Raw genomic sequence first — 19,233 nt, 5'->3', positions numbered from 1 at the left:
CACTTCCACTTCCACTTCCAAATAATGATAATTAACCGACCTAAATTAATAACAAAAACGACACAAATAAAACATTAAAAGGGTAATTTTAGCAACGTCTTAGGTGCTAAATCACTTTTCGTTAACTGAAGCTGTAAAAAATTAAATTGCGTACTCACCTCCTTACCACTACGCTAAAACACAAAAGTCACACAAAACACAGCATGAGAAGATAAATCATCTCTTCTGATGAATACATAGCAATAAAATCGCTTTTATGATTAATTTAAAGCAAAAAGTATTCGTTGCCATTAATTTATAAAGTACTAGTATGCGCGCTCTTCAATAATGTCTATAGAGTTATATCATGAGCGTAAAATCATCAGGCCAATTCAGTTCACGTATTGGTTTTATTATGGCTGCAGCGGGTTCCGCTGTCGGTGTCGGAAATATTTGGGGATTCCCAACCCAAGCCGCAAGTCACGGTGGTGGCGCATTCTTACTCGTCTATGTGTTTCTTATCATTGTTTTAGGTTATCCGATGTTAATGGCTGAACTAATGGTGGGTCGTCATGGACAATCTAATCCTGCAGACGCTATGGGCAAACTAGGTTCAACACCTAAAAGTCGTAATATCGGTAAAGCGATTGGTTTTATCTCAATTGTCACCGCTACGCTCATTTGTACTTTTTACAGTATTCTATCAGGTTGGTTTATAAGCTTTGCTGCAGCGCCAATTGCCGAAGTGATGGGTCAGCCCACAATCGCGAATTGGATGACTGATTTTTCAGTAAGTCGAAATCTCGTATTTACGGTTATCTTTATGGCCTTAGTGGTGTTGGTCATTCGCCAAGGCGTTGAAAAAGGCATTGAGCGTTGGTCAAAAAGATTGATGCCAGTTTTACTACTGATGTTAATTGCAGGCGCAATCTATATTCTTACCCAGGCTGGTGCTATGGAGGGGGTTAAAGCGTTATTCATCCCTGATTTTAGCCGCGTGACGGATCCTGAAGTGTTGGTAGGAGCATTAGGCCAAACCTTCTTCTCTTTATCTGTTGGTACAGGCGCAATGATGGTGTATGGCGCTTACTTAAACCAACAAGAAAATATCGGCAAACTCACCGCATATGTAACGTTAACTGACACCACAGTGGCTTTTTTAGCTGCGCTAATGGTTATCCCCGCTATGTATGTCGCTCAACATAATGGCGTACAAATTTTCGCAGACGACGGCAGTTTATTAAATTCAGACACCTTAGTATTTACGGTACTGCCCGCGTTATTTGACTCTATTGGCGGTATCAGTCAGTACGTTTTAGCCATTGTGTTCTTCACTTTAATGGCCATAGCAGGCTTAACATCTGCAATATCAATTGTTGAAGTACCAACAAGTTACATTGTTGAGAAAACCACCATGAACCGTAATAAAGCGACCCTACTGGTTAGCGCCGTGATTACGATTCTTGCCAGTGTGATTGTATTTAACTTTGATGCCTTATTTGGCTTAATTATCACCCTAACCACGGAACGAGCGCAGCCATTAATCGCCTTAGGTATTGCAATATTCATGGGCTGGGTTTGGCACCGAGATGGGCTACTGTCGGCTATCGCTAAGCAAGATGGTGTAGATGAAAACAGCTTTTTCTGGCGCGTTTGGCCAACCTATGTGAAGTTTGTCTGCCCAGTGTTAATCAGTCTAATAATCATGCAGTTATTCTTAGGCTAATCGCTAAGTAAAAATAAATAATGATAAAAGGCTATAATTTTATAGCCTTTTCTTTCTATAGAAATGACATTGTCATCCACTCGACTCAGTCATGACTAAACTCAGTTATTGCTAAACTCAGTCATTGCAAACTTAGTCATTGCAAGCCTCAGTCATTTCTAACATCTGCCCTTGCTAAACTGGCGAATGCAACACTAGGTTAGTCATAAAAACATCTACTGATACCACAATAATCACAGCTATAAACACAGCAATAAACACGAGCAGCAAGATAAAATATCTCGCTATCACCGCTTTTAATCACTCCCCACTCAACACTGTGTAAATAAACAGTGCAATGTTAAGTTAATACGCTATTATCACTAGTATTATCATAATGATTTTCACGATAGTTAACTAAGTAATAGCCGATTAAGTTTATCTGTCAGCGCTTTCAAAAGGCTGATTTGACCTCTTAAAAACCACAATAGAGAGAAAGCACTAATGACTGTGATGGGAATCATGCTTAAAGCAAATGAAATGCGGATAGTGACGTTAACGGGCACAAGAACAGCACACGAACTCATTAATCCAAAGTTCAATAAACTGGCTGTAGACAAGCACCCTCAGCAAGCGGAAGTGAAAATTCTGATAGAGCAAATTTCACAATATTGTGATGCCAATAATATTGAAAAAGTAGTTATTAATAGACGCTCTACAACAGGACAAGGTGCTGGCGGCGCGGGGACTTTTTTATTGGAAGGTGCTTTATTGGCGACAATGAGCCCAGCTATCGTTTTTATTCATCCAGCCACAATAAGAGCAACCGATAAACGAGAAGCAGACCACAAGTCAGCTAAACCTAAAACCGTAGATTTAGGCAAAGCTTATGATCTTGCTTATGAAAGTTTAGCCCTTAATTAAGCTATGTAAAAAGCGCTCTGAACGTGGAATGTAGTAATTATCATAGTCAAATGACATTACTACACTGGATGTTTTGGCTATGATTTCATCTCTAGGTACAAAACCAATCACTCGAGAATCAGAACTATGATCACGGTTATCGCCTAGTGCTAGGTAATGACCTTCTGGTACGGTAACCTCAGAAAAATTTGAAAGCCTAGAGCCACTATTACTGGTACGAACGAAATGGTTAACCGTGCTAGTTTCAGAGAATAACTGCTCAATTTTGTCCTCGGATGAATCAGTTGCACTTATTGGTTGATAGGCTAATGTCTTTCCATTAATGCTGAGCACATTATCCGTCAATACAATGACATCCCCTGGTATGCCAATGACACGTTTAACCAGTCTATTATCAGCAGCAGTAGATTCGAAAATAATAATATCGCCGCGCTGAGGATCTGCAATCTTATAAAGCGAAATGTGCGTAAAAGGTACTCGTAAATCATAAGCCATTTTATCGGCATACAATCTATCACCTTCAATGATAGTCGGTTTCATTGAGCCCGACGGCACGGTATACCAGTCTGCAACAGCGCTTCGAAAAACACACATTAACATGATAAATAACAATAACGACTTATTGGCTTTAATCGCTTTCACTACAGCATTGTTCATATATATTCCTTTTTATGTAATAACAAATCATTAACTTAGATTAGCAAATACCAATCAATAACAACATCAAGCTTAACGATTTTTAATCTAATATGTGCTGTGAAACCAAAGAATAAAATCTTAAATAGTGAAAAGTGAAAGGCGTAACATGAATGGGGATTAGCTTTGTTTGCTGCTGACAAAAAATTAAGGGAGAGATAGCTAATCTCTCACTTCCCTATTAAATCAGGACTTAATCTGCCCTTTTACTGATCCATTTAGCGAGAGGTTGAGCAGTCATCCCGTGTAAAATAAGACTAATAAACACAGTGCAAATCACCGTCATGGCCATAAAATTACCGCCGGGTAAATCCTTGTCCAGCATGATAATAACAAACACTATCGATGCAAGGCCCCGAGGTCCAAACCAGCCTAGAAAAATTTTCGAAGGGATATTGCCACCAGCACGGCCCAATGACAAAAATATCGGTAACATACGAACAATGGTCAAGCTGAGTAAGGCATAAATCAGCATAGTCCAAGTAAACTCGTGAAAGGCATTTCCAATGACAAATGCACCAAATAATAACCATGTCAGAAGCGCCATAATTTCACCCATACCCTCGGTAGGCAGCAATAATTTATGCTTAGTCTCTTTACATAAATGGCCAAACAACAGCCCACCAGTAAATGCCGCAATATAACCACTACCGCCTAACTCTTGTGAAATAGCAAAACAAGAAAGCGCTAAACTGAGTACAATATTCTGGCTCCAAACATCGGTTATCCAGCCTTTTTTGTGGCACAATTTTATTAAGCTAGCACCCATAAAAGAGGTGGTTAAGCCCACCACAAGCCCGATGCCTAATTCTTCGACTAAGAAATGAATTGCCAATTCTGACACATCACCTTCTGCCACTGTGCCAGCCGCTAACGCTAAAAACACGAACAAAATAGGCACGCATATACCATCATTTAAGCCACTTTCTATGTTCAAACCTTCACGTAACCTTGCAGGTACAATGGGGCTTGAAACCACTGCTTTACCTAAAGCTGCGTCCGTGGCGGCGAGCATGGTGGCTAACGCAGCAATCTCAAAGATACCAAGATTAGGAAACAGCACAAAACCAACAACAACCCCAAGAAAAATCGCACCAGGTAAGCCGTACATTAGCATTCGAGTGGGTATACTAATGTGCTTTCTAAGCACAGATAAATTCGAGTTTGATGCATCGCAAAACAAGACTATCGCTAAGGTTATGTCAGCAAAAACACGTAAACCGATACCGTCAAGATCAGTACCTAGCCAATTAAGCACCAAAGGACCCAGCACAAAACCCACCAGTACAAACACCATAGGGCCAGAAATCATCGAGCGTTCAAATCGCCCTGCGACCAAGCTGTAACATAAAGTAAAAACGGCCAAAATCGCCAACTCTATATACATTTAACAACCTCCGAAATGAGCATGAGTACAGTGAATATACGATAATAATTAAGTATGTTAATGGATTTACATGACGGAGTCTTCCTTAGGCAAACTCTATTTAGCTATTTTTTACAAATCAGCTTTATGTCTAGAATACTGGTGTCCAGAGAAAGTAAATAGTAGCCCAAAGCCTGTTAAGCTGCTTGGCGACTAAACCATTGTTGGAAATGAGGTCAGTACCCTTTTATTGAGACGAAAGGCAGACTAGGCGTCTTTATGACATGATTGCCTTAGTCCAAGCTAGCCATGAAATACATCGCCCAGGAAAGGCAATGCGAGCAAAAGGCCAATCATTATTAAGCCATAGTAAAATTGATTCATAAAGTGCTTGCTCTAACGCCAAACTATCATCGCGAACCCATAAATAGACTTCACAATCATATTCTGCTGATTGACTCGGATCGATATAAACACAACCAAGACATTTGCTTTTACTAGGATTTAAAACGGAGTAAGCAAATGCCTCTCTTGCTTCAAATTCTAGTTTGTGATTTTTAAGATCTTCAGTATTTTGTTGTAACGACATCGTCGCTTTTGGCCAATCAGAATCTAAGCCAAACGTGCCTTGCAGCCTTTTTTGGCTCGACATCACCGCCTCATAATCTATTCTAGCAAGTGCATCTTCGAGCATGGTTAAGTGAAAGTGTTCAGTGACCCATATTTTGGGTACCACAAAAGAATCATCGATGAAATTTGTCGGCATAGTAAGCGCTATCCGTAATTTATCCCTTAAACAAGTTAACCCAATGCAGCTATTAGGGATTGTTTAACGCTTTGCATAAGGTCGCTGCTCCACATAAGGGTATTTTTAGGTTTTTTCTACCACAAGATATGTGTGAATCTCTGGGTATTGGTCAAATTCTAAATGCCTGATAATACAACCAAGCTCAATAAATAATCTGACGAAACCATTGGTACCAAGTGATGAATAGTAAACTTCTAGCCCCATAAAATTATCCGTATGAAAGCCTTCTTTGTCTGTTCCACCAAATGAAAATATAAACACCCCACCAACATTTAAGCTTGCGACTATTTTGGTAAGAACGTTTCGTTGCTCTGTCAAAGGAACGTGCCAAATACTGTCCCATGCGGTGATAAAATCGTATTTTTCTGGCAAGTCGTATTCACAGATATTAGCTTGTATAAAGTGAATCTCAGGTTGCCGTTTGCGCGCAAGATAGAGCATTTCAGATGAAACGTCCAGCCCTGTAGGAACGAAACCTTCAGCCGTAAGTAACGCTATAAATCGCCCTGTGCAGCCACAGCCAATATCCAACGCTTTTCCGCGATTCTTAACAAAGCTTATTGCTTTCTTGTGTTGCACAATGCCATTACTCATATCGAATTTTTGACTATCCCAAATATGCGTAATTTGATTATAAGCTTTGCCAATATCTATCGGTTTCAAACAAAATCTCCCTTCTTTCGCAACCTAGCGAGGTAATATATCTACCTTTAATGGAAGTGGGTAGCCATATCGCTGCTGAGATTATGATAAAACTGGTTCAAATATGCATCATTAAGAATCATGACCCGCAAACATTCGCGCTTGCACTAGTGTACGCGTAATACACAGTCTCTTTGGCGTCAACATGATGAGGCGAGATGTAAAAGTACCTAGCATCACTGATACGCCAGCAAGTTCCAGAAACATTACGCTGCGTTTATGCGGCTTTTGGTCACACTAAAATCGTTATCGCTTTCAGTTTCACAGCCTGGATCACATGTTAATCATTTTTATATGCATTGATTTATGAGGCTGGCTAAGTCCTACTCACATATAAACATATGAGGTTTCAGTATGTAACACCTAGTGCAAAATAAATTGATACCATTATAAAAAAGCCGTAATCCAAATAAAGTCGAATTACGGCGCGATTAAAACTGTTAATCAATTTGGTTAAGTTGGGAAACCTTTCACTGTCACTTATATTGCTTAATTAATACTCGCCACTCATTACTGAATACTTATCAATCGTTATTTATTACTTGTCGTAAACCATTTGATTGATGGTATTAGGGTTAATGTCTTTAAATGTCGACGTTTCGCCATTAGTCCAACTGACCTCAACAGAATCAACTTGCTGACATTCGCCCAACCCAAAATGGATTTGTTGATTATAAGATTGCGTGTAAGGCGCACCAGATGCGCCGACTCGCCTAATTTGACTACTGCCACAAGCACTAAGTTTTACCAAAGCCCCTTGTGCAGTTGCTTTATCCTTTGGTGAGTTATTAACTGTTACTACAGTGAAGTTCGCATTCCCCGTATCGCGATTGACCGCTTGGTTTTTGTAAACATGCCATTGACCACGCTCATTTGCGTAAACAAGATCATTAAAACCATCTCTGTTGTAATCCACCACATCACTGCCAGAGCCTGCTGCGCCGAGCTCAAGTGATTTAATGCCATGGTGCGCTTGAACTGTAAATGTACCATCACCATTATTAAGCCAAAGTAGCTGTTCTGTTGCCTGAGACAAATCTCCTTGCTTAACCACAAACAAATCTTGATACCCAGAATTGTTAAAGTCTGCCACCGCGACACTTGAAGTATGCTCATTCATCACTAGATTAGCCTTAGCCATGACATTGACAAATTTTCCATGTCGATTCTCAAGTAACATGTCTTTAGGCGCAGGCAGTTGCTCTGTCGCGTCATATTGCTCAACACCTTTAACTACCCCAGTCGTTGGCGAGAAGGTATTTCCTGCGATCCGCCAGGTATCATTACCTACGTAACCAACATATAGCCCTTTATTAGGTAGTTTGTCAGGCCAGCCTAATGCATTACTGCTAACCAACTTGATGTTTTGTCCACTATGACGCTCACCTTCAAACTGGTACTTATATGCTCCCTCTCCTATAAACACATCTTGATTTGGATAAGGTGACTGGTAATTTTCTAATTCAAAAGTGTCACCAATGATTAAGTCCTCAAAGCGGAACTTGCCACGTTTAGTATAAAAGGCAAAAGTATTACTGGTTTTATCAAAGAAGGTGTCACCCGCTTCAAATGGTCTTGCTCTGGTAAGATAGAGGTCAAAGTCACCATCATTATCATAATCAATTTCAGCTATACCAGTGACATGTTTTATATCTTGAGCAAACACACCATTAGTCACTTCTGTGTAAGTTAAATCACCATTTCCCTTTAAAGCGATTAGCCGGCCATGACCGTATATAAATAAGTCATCAATTTTGTCATTGTTAAAGTCAGTAACTAGTACTTTTTGCCCATCCTGATAGGTTTGCGGTAAATCTGTCGCATAACTGAGATTGCCTTTACCGTCATTTTGATAAATAAAGTTTTCAGTCGTACTTTTGGGCTTTGGCCCCTTAGCCCGCGAGGGAAAACCCATTAATATTAAATCTAATTCACCATTGTTATTTGCATCAAAAAACTTACTGGTTCTGCCACGTAAGTTTTGTAATGGCGGGTTAAATTCATTACCTTCAATGATCGTTCGGCCATCAAAATGATATAGCTTGGCATTACGTGCATTGGAGCCTGAACCGCCTCCACGAGAAATTAAAATATCAACTTTTCCGTCTTGATTAAAATCTGCAACACCAATGCCATGCATGTCACCCACAATCAAATCATGACCTTTCGAATATGTGCCTTCATTGTTCCAATAAAGCTTTACTGAATATCCATGATCGGTCAGCAAAAGGTCTGGATAACCATCCTGGTCAAAATCGGCTATCACCGGATTATCCCATTTACGGCGATTAACACTTTCCAGTTTGATATCTTGGTGCTGGTCTGAGAATAATATGCGTTGATTGGTCACTGTGTCTGCTGAACCAGAGTCTTCAGTTGTAGTTTCACAACCTAACAAACTGGCAATAGCTAAACTGACAGCGAGCGCCGTCGATAATTTTTTAAACTGTAACATGAGTGCTTCCTGCATGAAGGGCCATGGTATTAACTCAATTAGATTGATGAGTTAATACCGATGAGCTTTAAAAGTGCATAACTAATGATATAAACACAATCAATTAAGATGAGTCAGAGTCAAATCTACTTGCTGGTAGAAAAGGTTTGATCGAAACGCGGCATGCCTTTTAAACGCCAATCTGCGCCTTCATAGGCTTCATGGAACCAAAGCGGTTGTTTATTATCCCAACTCCACTTTTCCATCTCACGTACCATGTCAATCAACATTGTTTTATGCTTTTTACTTAAATCATTGGTTTCATTTAAGTCCACTTCAACATTAAACAACTGCCAAGGCTTGTCACCCTGCTTTACCGCTTTCCATTGATTGCGGCGAACAGATGCATCGCTATAGCCTTTACGGTGACGTAAAACATAAAAGAGCTCATCTTTATGCGGATCTTCTCCGGCACGAAATGCAGGCCAAATATCTTTACCGTCTAACCTTTTTTGACTCGGAATTGTTATGCCAGCTAACGCTGCAAATGTCGGATATAAATCTAACGCTAACACGGGATGTTCGAAGCGCTGACCAGCAGCAACTTGTTTAGGCCAGTGAAACAACATTGGCGATCTAAATCCGCCTTCATACACGCTTCCTTTGCCTTCCTTTAACGGGTAATTACTGGCACCTTTGCTTAGCTTGCCTCCGTTATCACTTAAAAAAACAATCAAGGTGTTATCTAATTGATTAGTCTTTTCTAACGAGTCAACAACGCGCCCAATACCGCGATCAACCGCATAGACCATTCCTGCGTAGGTTTTACGTTTTTCATCGGTAATGTTAGGAAACATATCCATGTCAGATTGTTTCGCCTCTAAAGGAACATGAGGTGCGTTGTAGGCTAAATATAAAAAGAATGGTTTGTCATCGGTCGCTGCATCTTCAACGAAACGACTGGCTTCGCGAGAAAGCGCATCAGTGATGTATTCGTTTTCATCAACTCCTTTACCATTATGTTCCAAAGGCAAAATGTAATGATTGATATTGGTATTGCCCAGTTTTACTTGGTTAGCATATTGCGCTTTAAACTGTTCAGGAAAGTAATTATGCCCACCGCCAGTAAAACCATAAAAATCATCAAAGCCACGCGCATTGGGATGGAACTCAGGCGCTTCACCTAAGTGCCACTTACCGATTGCTCCAGTGTTGTAGCCGTTATTTTGCAGTAGCTTACTGATAAATTGTTCATTGGTTGGAACGCCAACAAATGAACCTTTGGTAGGTAAATTAAACTGAGAACCAATTTTATGTGGGTATCGCCCTGTCATTAACGCCGCTCGGCTGGGACCACAAAATGGATGCGCCACATAAGCTTGCGAGAATGAAGTCCCATTTGCAGCTAACTCGTCTAAGTTTGGTGTTGTAATATCAGTCGAGCCATTAAATCCAACGTCGTTATAGCCAAGATCGTCAGTCAAAATAAGCAGTATATTCGGCTGTTGCTGACTGGTATGCGCAGTTGCTGCAGCGATAGCTGGTACAGCAGTGACCGAGGTTGACACTAGCATGGCTAATGATGATAAAACGCCCAAAACATTAACCTTGACCTTAGCTTCCCTTTTTAAATTCAAGTGCTGATACGGGCTTAATGTTGAACTTGTAGTAAGTAATCTATTCATAACATCCATTTCTCTAATTACTGCAATTATCATTAATCATGCTTTATAAACTGAGCGAGTATTAATTTAGCTTGTATTAACTTATTACGTATTAAACGCTCGAAGCCTTTACCGTCACTAAAGTAAATTATCACTACTAGAACTAAGTTACTTAATTCATTTAATAAAATATGATCATTTATTTTGCTTAACGCGATACAAACGGCATTATAAATGTCGTTTGCCTGTACAATTTTATGTAGCAAATCTAGCTACTGAGATGTGAAAACTCTCACATTAAAACTCCTGCAAAAACTCATACACATGCTTAAAGTTTTATACCGGCTGCAACCTTATACTTGCCGACTAAACATGTATCGAATTAGCCTTATGCATATACCCCTGATTCGAATAGCACCTGAGTCAAATAGCGCCTGAATCAAATAGCACTTTATTCAAATAGCCCCTGATTCAAAAAGAATGTGCTCTACCATGTCACGCTGCTGCGCAGTATTTAATTGATCGGTTCTTTGGTAATGCAATTCTTCTAATGCACTGAGTAATTGCGGATCGGTTAATTGTCTTTTTCCTATGACATCTAAAGCCATATCAATGACCGCATCTGAGGGATCTGATAGCGCATCCGTTAATAACATCACTTCATCGTCCCTTGAAACCACACCAATCACTTCAATGGCTGCAGCACGAACATTGTCATAAGGAGAATAATAAAATTGCTGATACGCTTGATTGAATTGCTGCTTTTTCTCTTCAGTCATGTAACTGACTTGGCTAGTCAGCTTTATGCTGTCAGTTAATATATTGGGATCTGTTATATTGACTAAATTCTGTCTTAATTGTTGTCGCTGTTCTGGCAATAACTTATGTGAATAATTTTGTTGGTATAGTTGATTCGCAATAACATCATTTGGATTTTCAATTAAAAACTCAAATATCCCCTCTTCTAAACCTTCAGACTCAACAGCCGCTATCGACAATATGGCTGTTATCGCCATTTGTTTAATCGCTGAATTTTGCAGTGAATTAATATCACTCATCAACTGATAAAATTCAGTATTAGAAGATAAATCCCATTGTTGATCATACAATGATGAAATCAGCTGGCATTGCTCAACTGTCATTGCCTCACTGGATACAGCATCTAGATTATCGATAATCATTGGCTGCGGTTTGTTATTTGTTACCCTAATCAAGTTTGAGTCATCAGTTAACTGAGCTGGGTTCTCTTGGTTTGGGTTTGGGTTTGAGTTTTGTAATTGGCCTTGGTTTTGGTCACGTTCTTGATATTCACTTGCATATCTAGATGAAGCGCTATTAGTTAAATCATTAAAGAAGAACCCAAACAGAAAACCAATAAACATCATGCATACTGAAAATAACAAGGCTGCTGCGATTTGTTTATTAGTTCTAATATTAAACACTAAATTTGCCTGATGATTTAACACTGCATTCCCCTTTTCATGACCCACTCAACAATATGACTATTAATGTTTATAGTGTTTGAGCGGCGAATCACTCACTGCTCAAACACTTTTATCAACGTAATGACCAAGCTAAGGCTTAATCTAAGCTTATTTGTTAATCCACACTGTCGCGGCTTTGTCATTTAGTTTGACGGCATCTTCACGGTAAAAGACTTTCGTTGCACGTTCGTAATTGCCCGTTTTTGTAATATTGGCATTTGAAATATCAATACCAAAACGCCCTTTTACAGCTGTGCCAACATTGTTTTTGTTAAGCGCAGAAGCCAACAATACTGGTGCAATTGGCTTGGTATGCCAGCGACGACCAGAAGGATCGTTCGGGAAATCAGCAATCTTAGTTCTGCCCGCACTTTCACTTGGTTCGACAAAGTATTGTGACGACGCGCCAATATCAGCTAACGGCGTGTTTTTAGTTTTAGTCAGAGATATGCGGCCAGTGAACTTAGTGCGCTCAAAATAACCACGGCTAAAGGTGCTAGAGTCACTTGAGTTGCTCATTATGGTAAATGCACTGTTTACACCACGGATATTGGTGCCGGTGATATCAGAACAAATCTTTTGATGCGGTTTTAGAAACAAAGCAGCCATACCTTCAGTGTTTTCAATATCAATCATTTTGATATCTGCAATATTACCGACGCGGGGACCTGCTTGGTTTAAGTAATCTGATGGTCTGCCACTACCAGGCTCTAAACGAATGGTTAAACCCCCTTCAGCATCTAAGTTCTTTAGACGCATCTGCTTACCGCTGAATAGTTGGATCAATGCGTAACCTGCTGCCACCTTTGTAGCAGAGATATTTTCGACAACACCCTTTTGCGGAATCCGACCATAAGTCGCATTGTTAGCCACTGTTCTAGCGTCACTATCAGCAACCATAAATAGTGATGGGAAAATAGAATAGTTATCCTTGATATCAAAATTTGATAACGCAAAGTTCTTCACATAACCCACACGTACCGGAATTGCATTTAAGAAAATGGCATTTTTATTGACGTCAATTTTGAAACGAGCATTACCGGTTGAGGTAATCTCCACATTTTGCATTAAAGGCGCACGAGGACCTTGACCATTACGGTTAAGATTAAATAAAACTTTATCAGCCATTTTAATGGTTTTACCTGACTGAATTTCTAATCGAACATTGGCTTTTAAATCAACTTGCGCCAATTTCAAATCATTACCCATCACTTTTACCACGCCGCCATTTGGCTTATTAGTAGCGCGATCGATAGCGGCTTGAAGTGCTCGCGTTTGCACTGCTGCACTACCCGATAATGTGACGGTTTCAGTTGCTCCGGTCACTTTGTTAGTAAAATAACGGCCTTGATTACCAATACTTGCAGCTGCTGTTGGCGCGACATAAGTCATTGATGCCATTGAAAGCGTTAGCATACTTCCGAGTAAACATGTCTGGGCAGTTTTCCCGATGCTGGTGTTAAAAACGTTGTTCATAATTTATCCTAATTCACATTATTTTTACTGCTTTGCCAACATTGGAGCCGCAAAAACCCCGCTCTTGGCTATACAGCCAAAAGTGGTTTCCAATCTAAAACAGGGATTGTTGGCGCTTGTGTTATTGACACATTCAGTTGTTAACAAAAGCTTTAGTTAACATATGCTTTAGTTAACATGAGCTTTCATTAATACTGATGCTGTAATCACAGCGCCGATATGTCATCACAACAATTTTTGTTTAGTTCATGATTGTTGTGACAAGTTACTGTTACCTATTTTTACCATTACGCCTTGAGTAATATTCGCAAGGTAAATATAAGTCTACAAAAGGCCTTTCATATGTTGACGAAACTTAACGATAGAAGGATCTTCTAAGCGCACCAGTTCGTCATGCATATATTTAACCATCTGTTTTAGTTGTTTTTTGTACTTGGGATCTTTGATTGAATTGGTCATTTCGTAAGGATCGTTGTTCAAGTCATATAACTCATCACGACTATCACCTGGGTTCCATACAAATTTCATTTCTGGGGTACGGATAGCTCTTATTCCAAACCAGCCACCGTTGTACCATTCGTAGGCATATAGCGCGATATCATCTTTACCTTTATCAGCCACATCACCTTGTTCCATCAGTGGTACCAATGAACGGCCATCCACATCACCATCGTCAGCAAGCGTCATCCAATCAGCTAATGTGGGAGCAATGTCCAACATAGAAACTTGACGTTGGATAATCTTCGGTTCAACACTTGGGTCACGAATAATAAGTGGCATACGCATTAACTCATCATAGGCATACGGGCCTTTGTCATAGAGGTTATGCTCGCCTAACATGCTGCCTTGGTCGCCAATAATGATGATGCGTAAATCGTCATACATGCCCACTTCTTTGGCGGTGTTAATTAACTCACCCACTGCGTGGTCAATCATGGCTATTGCGCCGTAATAAAAAGTCCGTGATTTACGCCAATCTTCATCTGTCATATGGGTAATATCGTGCCAAGGCCACCAAATATCATCTTGCGACATGGGTTTATTTACACGTTTAATGGCGTGGTTTTTTGGCAATACCACCGTTTTGGGGTCAAACATGCTCGCATAAGGCTCTGGCACACGATAAGGCGGATGCGGTTGCTCAAAACTTACGATACCAAAGAAAGGCTCGTCTTTTTTAGCGGCTGCGCGCAACATTTTCTGACCTTCACGAACCTCTTTACCCGCTTTAGTGTCTTCAAAAGTGCCTGGCATAGTGCGGTAATATTCGTGCTTTTCACCATTAGCATCACGCTCACCACGATTAAATTTTTCGATATTGGCCTGTGTTTCATAAGGTGTCCATTGACGGCCATGACGCTCTACGTCTTTATCGTGACCATATATAAACTCAGCTCCTCGTAATGCTGGACCTTGAGCGCCAATATGCCACTTACCGACGTAGCCAACCTTGTAACCCACATCAACGGCGCGGCGAATAACGCCTCCTTCTTCTGGGTTTAATTCATCAACGCGTGAATGATATAAGCCGACGTTGTCATCTAAGCCTGTTTTATGACCCCAGCGTCCAGTAAACATTGCAGCTCGAGATGGAGAACATAAACCGGTACTGGTCATTGCATTATCAAATCGAACACCTTCATGAGCTAACGCATCAATGTTAGGCGTATTAACTGGGCCATCACGGTAAGAAAAAGTATCGAAACGCATGTCATCAAACATCAAGATCAATACATTAGGCTGAACTTGTTGTGCTGATTTTAAACTGGTGTCGTTTGCTGCATTAGCATGCACAACTTGACTTACTAATGTGCTTATTCCAACACAGGTTAATGTCAGCAATGTTTTCAGATTATTTTTTATCATTATTTTGTCTCTTGTTTGGTCTTTCTCTACCCATTTAAAACAATTACTTAAAACCATGTTTTACAACAGTCACTTACAAAACCTCTTAGAACAATGATGCTAGATTGTGCTCTTCTTTATGAGTAAGTGATTATGAGTAAGTGTTTATAAGTAAATTGTTCTACGAGTAAAGACTGCGCGAGCTCTTAAGAATGTAAATAGATCATTGACACTCTTCCCCAAATTGCCCGCATAACAGTCTTACTAGCTTTTAGCTATGTTGATATCTCTAAGTCGTACCCTTTACTGTTTAACCACCGAAATATCATCGATATAAAACAAAGCTGACTCTTTAGCTATAAGAGAAGGGTCAATTGCGATTGTCAGTTTGGCATCCGCTGGAACTGCTTGGGTTAAGTAAATTTCTTGACTGACGGTTATCCATTGCGCTTTATGTGCATGATCAATATGACTTAAATTAATCGGCTTTAAATTAAAACCAACATCAGTATTCGCATCGTTAGTGACTGTGACATCAAACTCTTTGAGCGAATTACTGGTATCAACCCATAGGCGCATAGAAAAAACATACTTACCAGCATCTAATTTAACTGCAGCTTCAGGAGAGCTGATAATAATTGGTTGCGTAGCATCTGCAGCCAATGCTGACACTTTTAAGCTACGCAAACCTGTAATGCGTTGCTCTTTAGTTATCTCGGCATATTTAGCTGACTCAGTACTGATATCCCAGAACTTTTGGTAATCATTATTTGCTGAGTTTTCAGGTACCAACTTAAGTGGACGCTTATTTTCTTGGAATAAAATAGGCCCTTCAAAACCAAAGAATGCTCTATCTAATAACTGCGGGTTAGGCTTTTGCCACACACGCATATAGTCAACTTCGAAATCTGCTGGTAGTTCATCTTTATTTGGCATGCCAAGCCATGCAAAGATTTCTGAATCTAACCAAATTTCTAGTGGATTATTCAATACCCAACGATCGCCTAATTCTTTTTGAGTAAAACGTTCCAGTAATTTGCCGTCTAAATACAGGTTTAAGTAATCTTCACCCCACTCAGCTGCATAAATATGAAATTCATCAGCTACGCGATATGGCAAGTTTTCTTTATGATGAAAAACACGTGTAGGACGTTTTGCTGGTGGGCTCCAATCATGAACGGTTGATTTAGATTGATCAGGTTTAATATCACCAATGATTTTTGGATTACCAATTTGCTCATAAATATCAAGCTCAGACTGGTAACCAATAGCCCAAAAGGCGCTAGTCATGGATGCGTTAACCGCTTTAGAGCGTATTTCCATATAACCGTTAAGAAAACGTTTATTACTCACAATAGCAGCAGTAGTAATAGGCATAAACTCGCCACTTTCTGCAGTGCCATATTTGGCTTTAATTTTTCCATCTGCGTAAGCTTCGTCAGCAAAATCAAAGTCGGGTTCCCACTGACTGCGAAGTTTGAGTAAACCATCTTCTAAAATAACGTTATGAGGCGCAAACTGCGATGGTGCGCGCCCTTTCCAAATGTAGTATTCATCATTTGCACCTTGAACAAACCATTTTTCTTGATCAATAACATCTGCGTTAAACTCATCACTGATTTCAGTATTTAATACCCAGCCACCTTCATTGTTCGGATCTGAGTACGGCATAACTTGCTCAACAGTGACCATGTCAGTGTTGACTGTCGCTGTGGTGTCTTCTTTAACCGTCTCATCATTCTGACAAGCGGTTAAACTTTGGGCTATCAGCAAAAATAAAGCGTTTTTGGCAAAGTTAGGTTTCATTAAAGATGGTCCTTTTATCTTTTAGATAAGCTATCTATGGATCAGTGTGTTGTTCTGAACTTCACTTCCTGTACAACATCTTAACCGTTACTGTCTTTACAGCTTTGTGAAGCTTGTTAAATATAACTCATATGTAAACATATGATGTTTACATATGCAAGACCTAAAGTTCAATTTATAAGACTTTACATATAGCCAATCCATATGGATTAAACAGCCTTAAAAGCTTATATTCGAAAACACAATACCACCTAAAAACAGATACTTAAAAACCGATACTGGAGGGGAACAAATCTTTGGTGCCTTTGTTCTGTTTGTTTTGCTGGTACGATATTAATCACTGAGATACGCTTATAAAAATAGTAATATCGTTAGAACTTCATTCGTTTTATTAACATAAAAGCTATTTTTTGAGACATGTAGCGAGATAATATTGTCGCTTTTATTCATTCAAACACGGCATTAGCTTGTTATCATTTGTACTATAAATATGATTAGACGCATTAAAGGTATTCAAAGGAATTCACGATTGTCATTAGTCCAACTTGGTTGGTACCCCTTGTTTCAACAGCAGTTCTCTTTAGATTAGTTAACCGAATTTACGATTGGGCAAGTAATTGAGCCACATCGAAGCGATGTCATCGTGTTGTCTGAATTAGGACAGTTCAATCTCATTAATCCTATTCAGAGGACGCTAAACGTTTATGTGTCGGTGACTGGGTGTTATTTAATGGTGATAATCAATTTCATAGACTGTTAGAAAGACAGTCGTTATTTCAGCGTAAAGTCCCAGACAGTAAAGTTGAATAATAATTGATTTCAGTGAGTGTCAATTGTGTGTTTTTCGAATAAAAATTTTAATCTAAGCTGCATAGAGGGCTATTAATCGTTAACTAAAGGAGCACAAGTTGAGCCGGTAATTATTTAAACTAAAGCAGATCTTTGGGATGACTTATAACAAAAATTGGAACAAGTGCAAAGCCTTGCTCCTTTCATGATGGTGCATGCCAATAATGTTTTAAACCAACGACAACTCTCGGCTTCAGATACATGTTGTAAACAGGGAAATACCATTGCCATGTTTGGTTCGTCGAGTGTAGATAAATCAACAATAGTAAATGGGCTTATGGGTTTTGAAGCACAATTAACCAGTGATATACGTGAAGATGACAGCAAAGGCCGTCATACCACTACCTCTAGAGCCTTAAAGACTTTGCCACAAGGCGGTTTAATACTCGACACTCCAGGTATGCGCGAGTTACAACTTGGCGCTTGCGAGCAAGGCGTAAATGAAACCTTCAGTGAAATTACTGAATTAGCCCAGCAGTGTCGTTTTGCTGATTGTAGTCATGCCAATGAACCAGGTTGTGCGGTTCGTGCAGCCATAGAGTCTGGGGTAATTACTGCTCGGCGCTATGCTAGTTATCAAAAACTTATGCGTGAACAAGCGTTAAATGGTGCCACCTTAGCGGAAAAAAGGGCTAAAGATAAAGCCTTTGGCAAAATGATAAACTCAGTTCAGTCTGAATCACGTAATCGTAAAAAAGGCGCTTTTTAAACCATCAAAAGTAGCGAATACTGGCTTTAAATTGATCAAATATATATTGGGCATCATGTGAAGGGTTATCATTAGCGGGATTTACTAATTCATCTTTAGGTACATCAATCATATTAAAAGTGAATATAATTGGTTCATTCACCGAAATAAGGCACCGATTCCGAGTGAGTTTTTCCGCCCAGGTCGCTTTAAATAAAAACTGTGAGGTATATTCGATTGAGTCACACTGATTTATTTTGAATTCTTTAGCGATGCTGAGGATCTTGTATTGCTTTAAACCTTTTTTGTATAAGGCTTCAAACCCTTTCACTAACCCATGCAAGCTTTCACCTTTTTGATAAGTAAAAGGTTCGGCATAAACACTGATAGAAGGCCCCATGGTGCGGCTATATTGAGCATTGATTTGCGACATCACTACAATCGGATCTTCACCATTAATAAGATTTTGGGTAAAGCGACTTTGTGAAAGTTCTTGTGAAGTTATCGATGCTGTAAACGGCTTTAACGACATAAAATGCCAACCGGCAGGTTTTGTAAAAGACACCCCTAAAGAATGATTAGTGTATTGACCACTATCGTTAACCGCAGTGTAATTCACAGCGCCGCTAACTTGATTACCAGGGTCTTCAACCTGATGATTAGAGCCCTCAGCTCGATTAACTGAGCCATCAGCGGGGTTATATAAGTGCCCATATAGCTCAATAAAACTTGGCTTATCTTTTGCCATTATTACCTGCCTTTATTTAATGATGAATATAGCTAAGCTAATTACAACTCGTTAAGCGC

General features: G+C 39.7%; 14 protein-coding genes. 3 read left to right on the top strand and 11 right to left on the bottom strand.

What is annotated here, in order from left to right:
• Positions 1–346: 346 nt before the first annotated feature.
• Positions 347–1,705, top strand: coding sequence for a sodium-dependent transporter (locus BCU91_RS18250; protein ID WP_102532088.1), 1,359 nt, complete (start codon positions 347–349; stop codon positions 1,703–1,705).
• Between the two features lie 483 nt (positions 1,706–2,188).
• Complete coding sequence (locus tag BCU91_RS18245; RefSeq protein WP_102532087.1) at positions 2,189–2,608, top strand: DUF3010 family protein; 420 nt, start codon at positions 2,189–2,191, stop codon at positions 2,606–2,608.
• Here the strand turns inward: BCU91_RS18245 and lepB are convergent.
• From lepB to BCU91_RS18190, 10 genes are all read right to left on the bottom strand, one after another.
• On the bottom strand, positions 2,594–3,265 hold the full coding sequence (lepB, locus tag BCU91_RS18240) for a signal peptidase I (RefSeq protein ID WP_102532086.1): 672 nt from the start codon (positions 3,263–3,265) through the stop codon (positions 2,594–2,596). The genes BCU91_RS18245 and lepB overlap by 15 nt on opposite strands.
• 232 nt (positions 3,266–3,497) lie before the next feature.
• Positions 3,498–4,691 (bottom strand): cation:proton antiporter, encoded by a 1,194-nt coding sequence (locus BCU91_RS18235; RefSeq protein WP_102532085.1) that lies wholly within the window; start codon positions 4,689–4,691, stop codon positions 3,498–3,500.
• A gap of 256 nt (positions 4,692–4,947) precedes the next feature.
• Positions 4,948–5,436: a hypothetical protein gene (locus tag BCU91_RS18230; RefSeq protein ID WP_102532084.1), complete on the bottom strand. Its 489-nt coding sequence runs from the start codon at positions 5,434–5,436 to the stop codon at positions 4,948–4,950.
• Positions 5,437–5,541: 105 nt separating this feature from the next.
• Positions 5,542–6,141 carry a class I SAM-dependent methyltransferase gene (locus tag BCU91_RS18225; protein WP_102532083.1) on the bottom strand — a complete coding sequence of 200 codons (600 nt, stop codon included), beginning with the start codon at positions 6,139–6,141 and terminating at the stop codon, positions 5,542–5,544.
• Positions 6,142–6,718: 577 nt separating this feature from the next.
• Positions 6,719–8,635, bottom strand: coding sequence for a CRTAC1 family protein (locus tag BCU91_RS18220; protein WP_102476706.1), 1,917 nt, complete (start codon positions 8,633–8,635; stop codon positions 6,719–6,721).
• Positions 8,636–8,760: 125 nt separating this feature from the next.
• Entirely contained in the window at positions 8,761–10,299 is a 1,539-nt protein-coding gene (locus BCU91_RS18215; protein WP_241904114.1) for a sulfatase-like hydrolase/transferase, read from the bottom strand.
• 434 nt (positions 10,300–10,733) lie between these two features.
• A complete protein-coding gene (locus BCU91_RS18205) occupies positions 10,734–11,744 on the bottom strand; it encodes a HEAT repeat domain-containing protein (protein ID WP_102476704.1) in 1,011 nt (336 codons plus the stop codon).
• A 126-nt stretch (positions 11,745–11,870) separates the two neighbouring features.
• Positions 11,871–13,238: a hypothetical protein gene (locus tag BCU91_RS18200; protein ID WP_102532082.1), complete on the bottom strand. Its 1,368-nt coding sequence runs from the start codon at positions 13,236–13,238 to the stop codon at positions 11,871–11,873.
• Positions 13,239–13,562: 324 nt separating this feature from the next.
• The gene (locus BCU91_RS18195) at positions 13,563–15,104 is read right to left on the bottom strand and encodes a sulfatase-like hydrolase/transferase (protein ID WP_102532100.1); all 1,542 of its coding nucleotides are present in this window, start codon (positions 15,102–15,104) and stop codon (positions 13,563–13,565) included.
• A gap of 282 nt (positions 15,105–15,386) precedes the next feature.
• Positions 15,387–16,889, bottom strand: a complete 1,503-nt coding sequence (locus BCU91_RS18190) for a family 16 glycosylhydrolase (protein WP_198590499.1) — start codon at positions 16,887–16,889, stop codon at positions 15,387–15,389.
• A 994-nt stretch (positions 16,890–17,883) separates the two neighbouring features.
• On the opposite strand from BCU91_RS18190, the gene rsgA reads away from it, so the two are divergent.
• Positions 17,884–18,447: a ribosome small subunit-dependent GTPase A gene (rsgA, locus tag BCU91_RS20625; protein WP_347230787.1), complete on the top strand. Its 564-nt coding sequence runs from the start codon at positions 17,884–17,886 to the stop codon at positions 18,445–18,447.
• 4 nt (positions 18,448–18,451) lie between these two features.
• On the opposite strand, the gene BCU91_RS18180 is transcribed toward rsgA, so the two are convergent.
• Complete coding sequence (locus BCU91_RS18180) at positions 18,452–19,174, bottom strand: hypothetical protein (RefSeq protein ID WP_102532081.1); 723 nt, start codon at positions 19,172–19,174, stop codon at positions 18,452–18,454.
• Positions 19,175–19,233 lie beyond the last annotated feature (59 nt).

The sequence above is a fragment of the Shewanella sp. 10N.286.52.B9 genome (genome assembly GCF_002873635.1).
In the GTDB taxonomy this organism is placed as follows: Bacteria; Pseudomonadota; Gammaproteobacteria; order Enterobacterales; family Shewanellaceae; genus Shewanella.
This window is presented reverse-complemented; position numbering and strand designations above follow the sequence as displayed.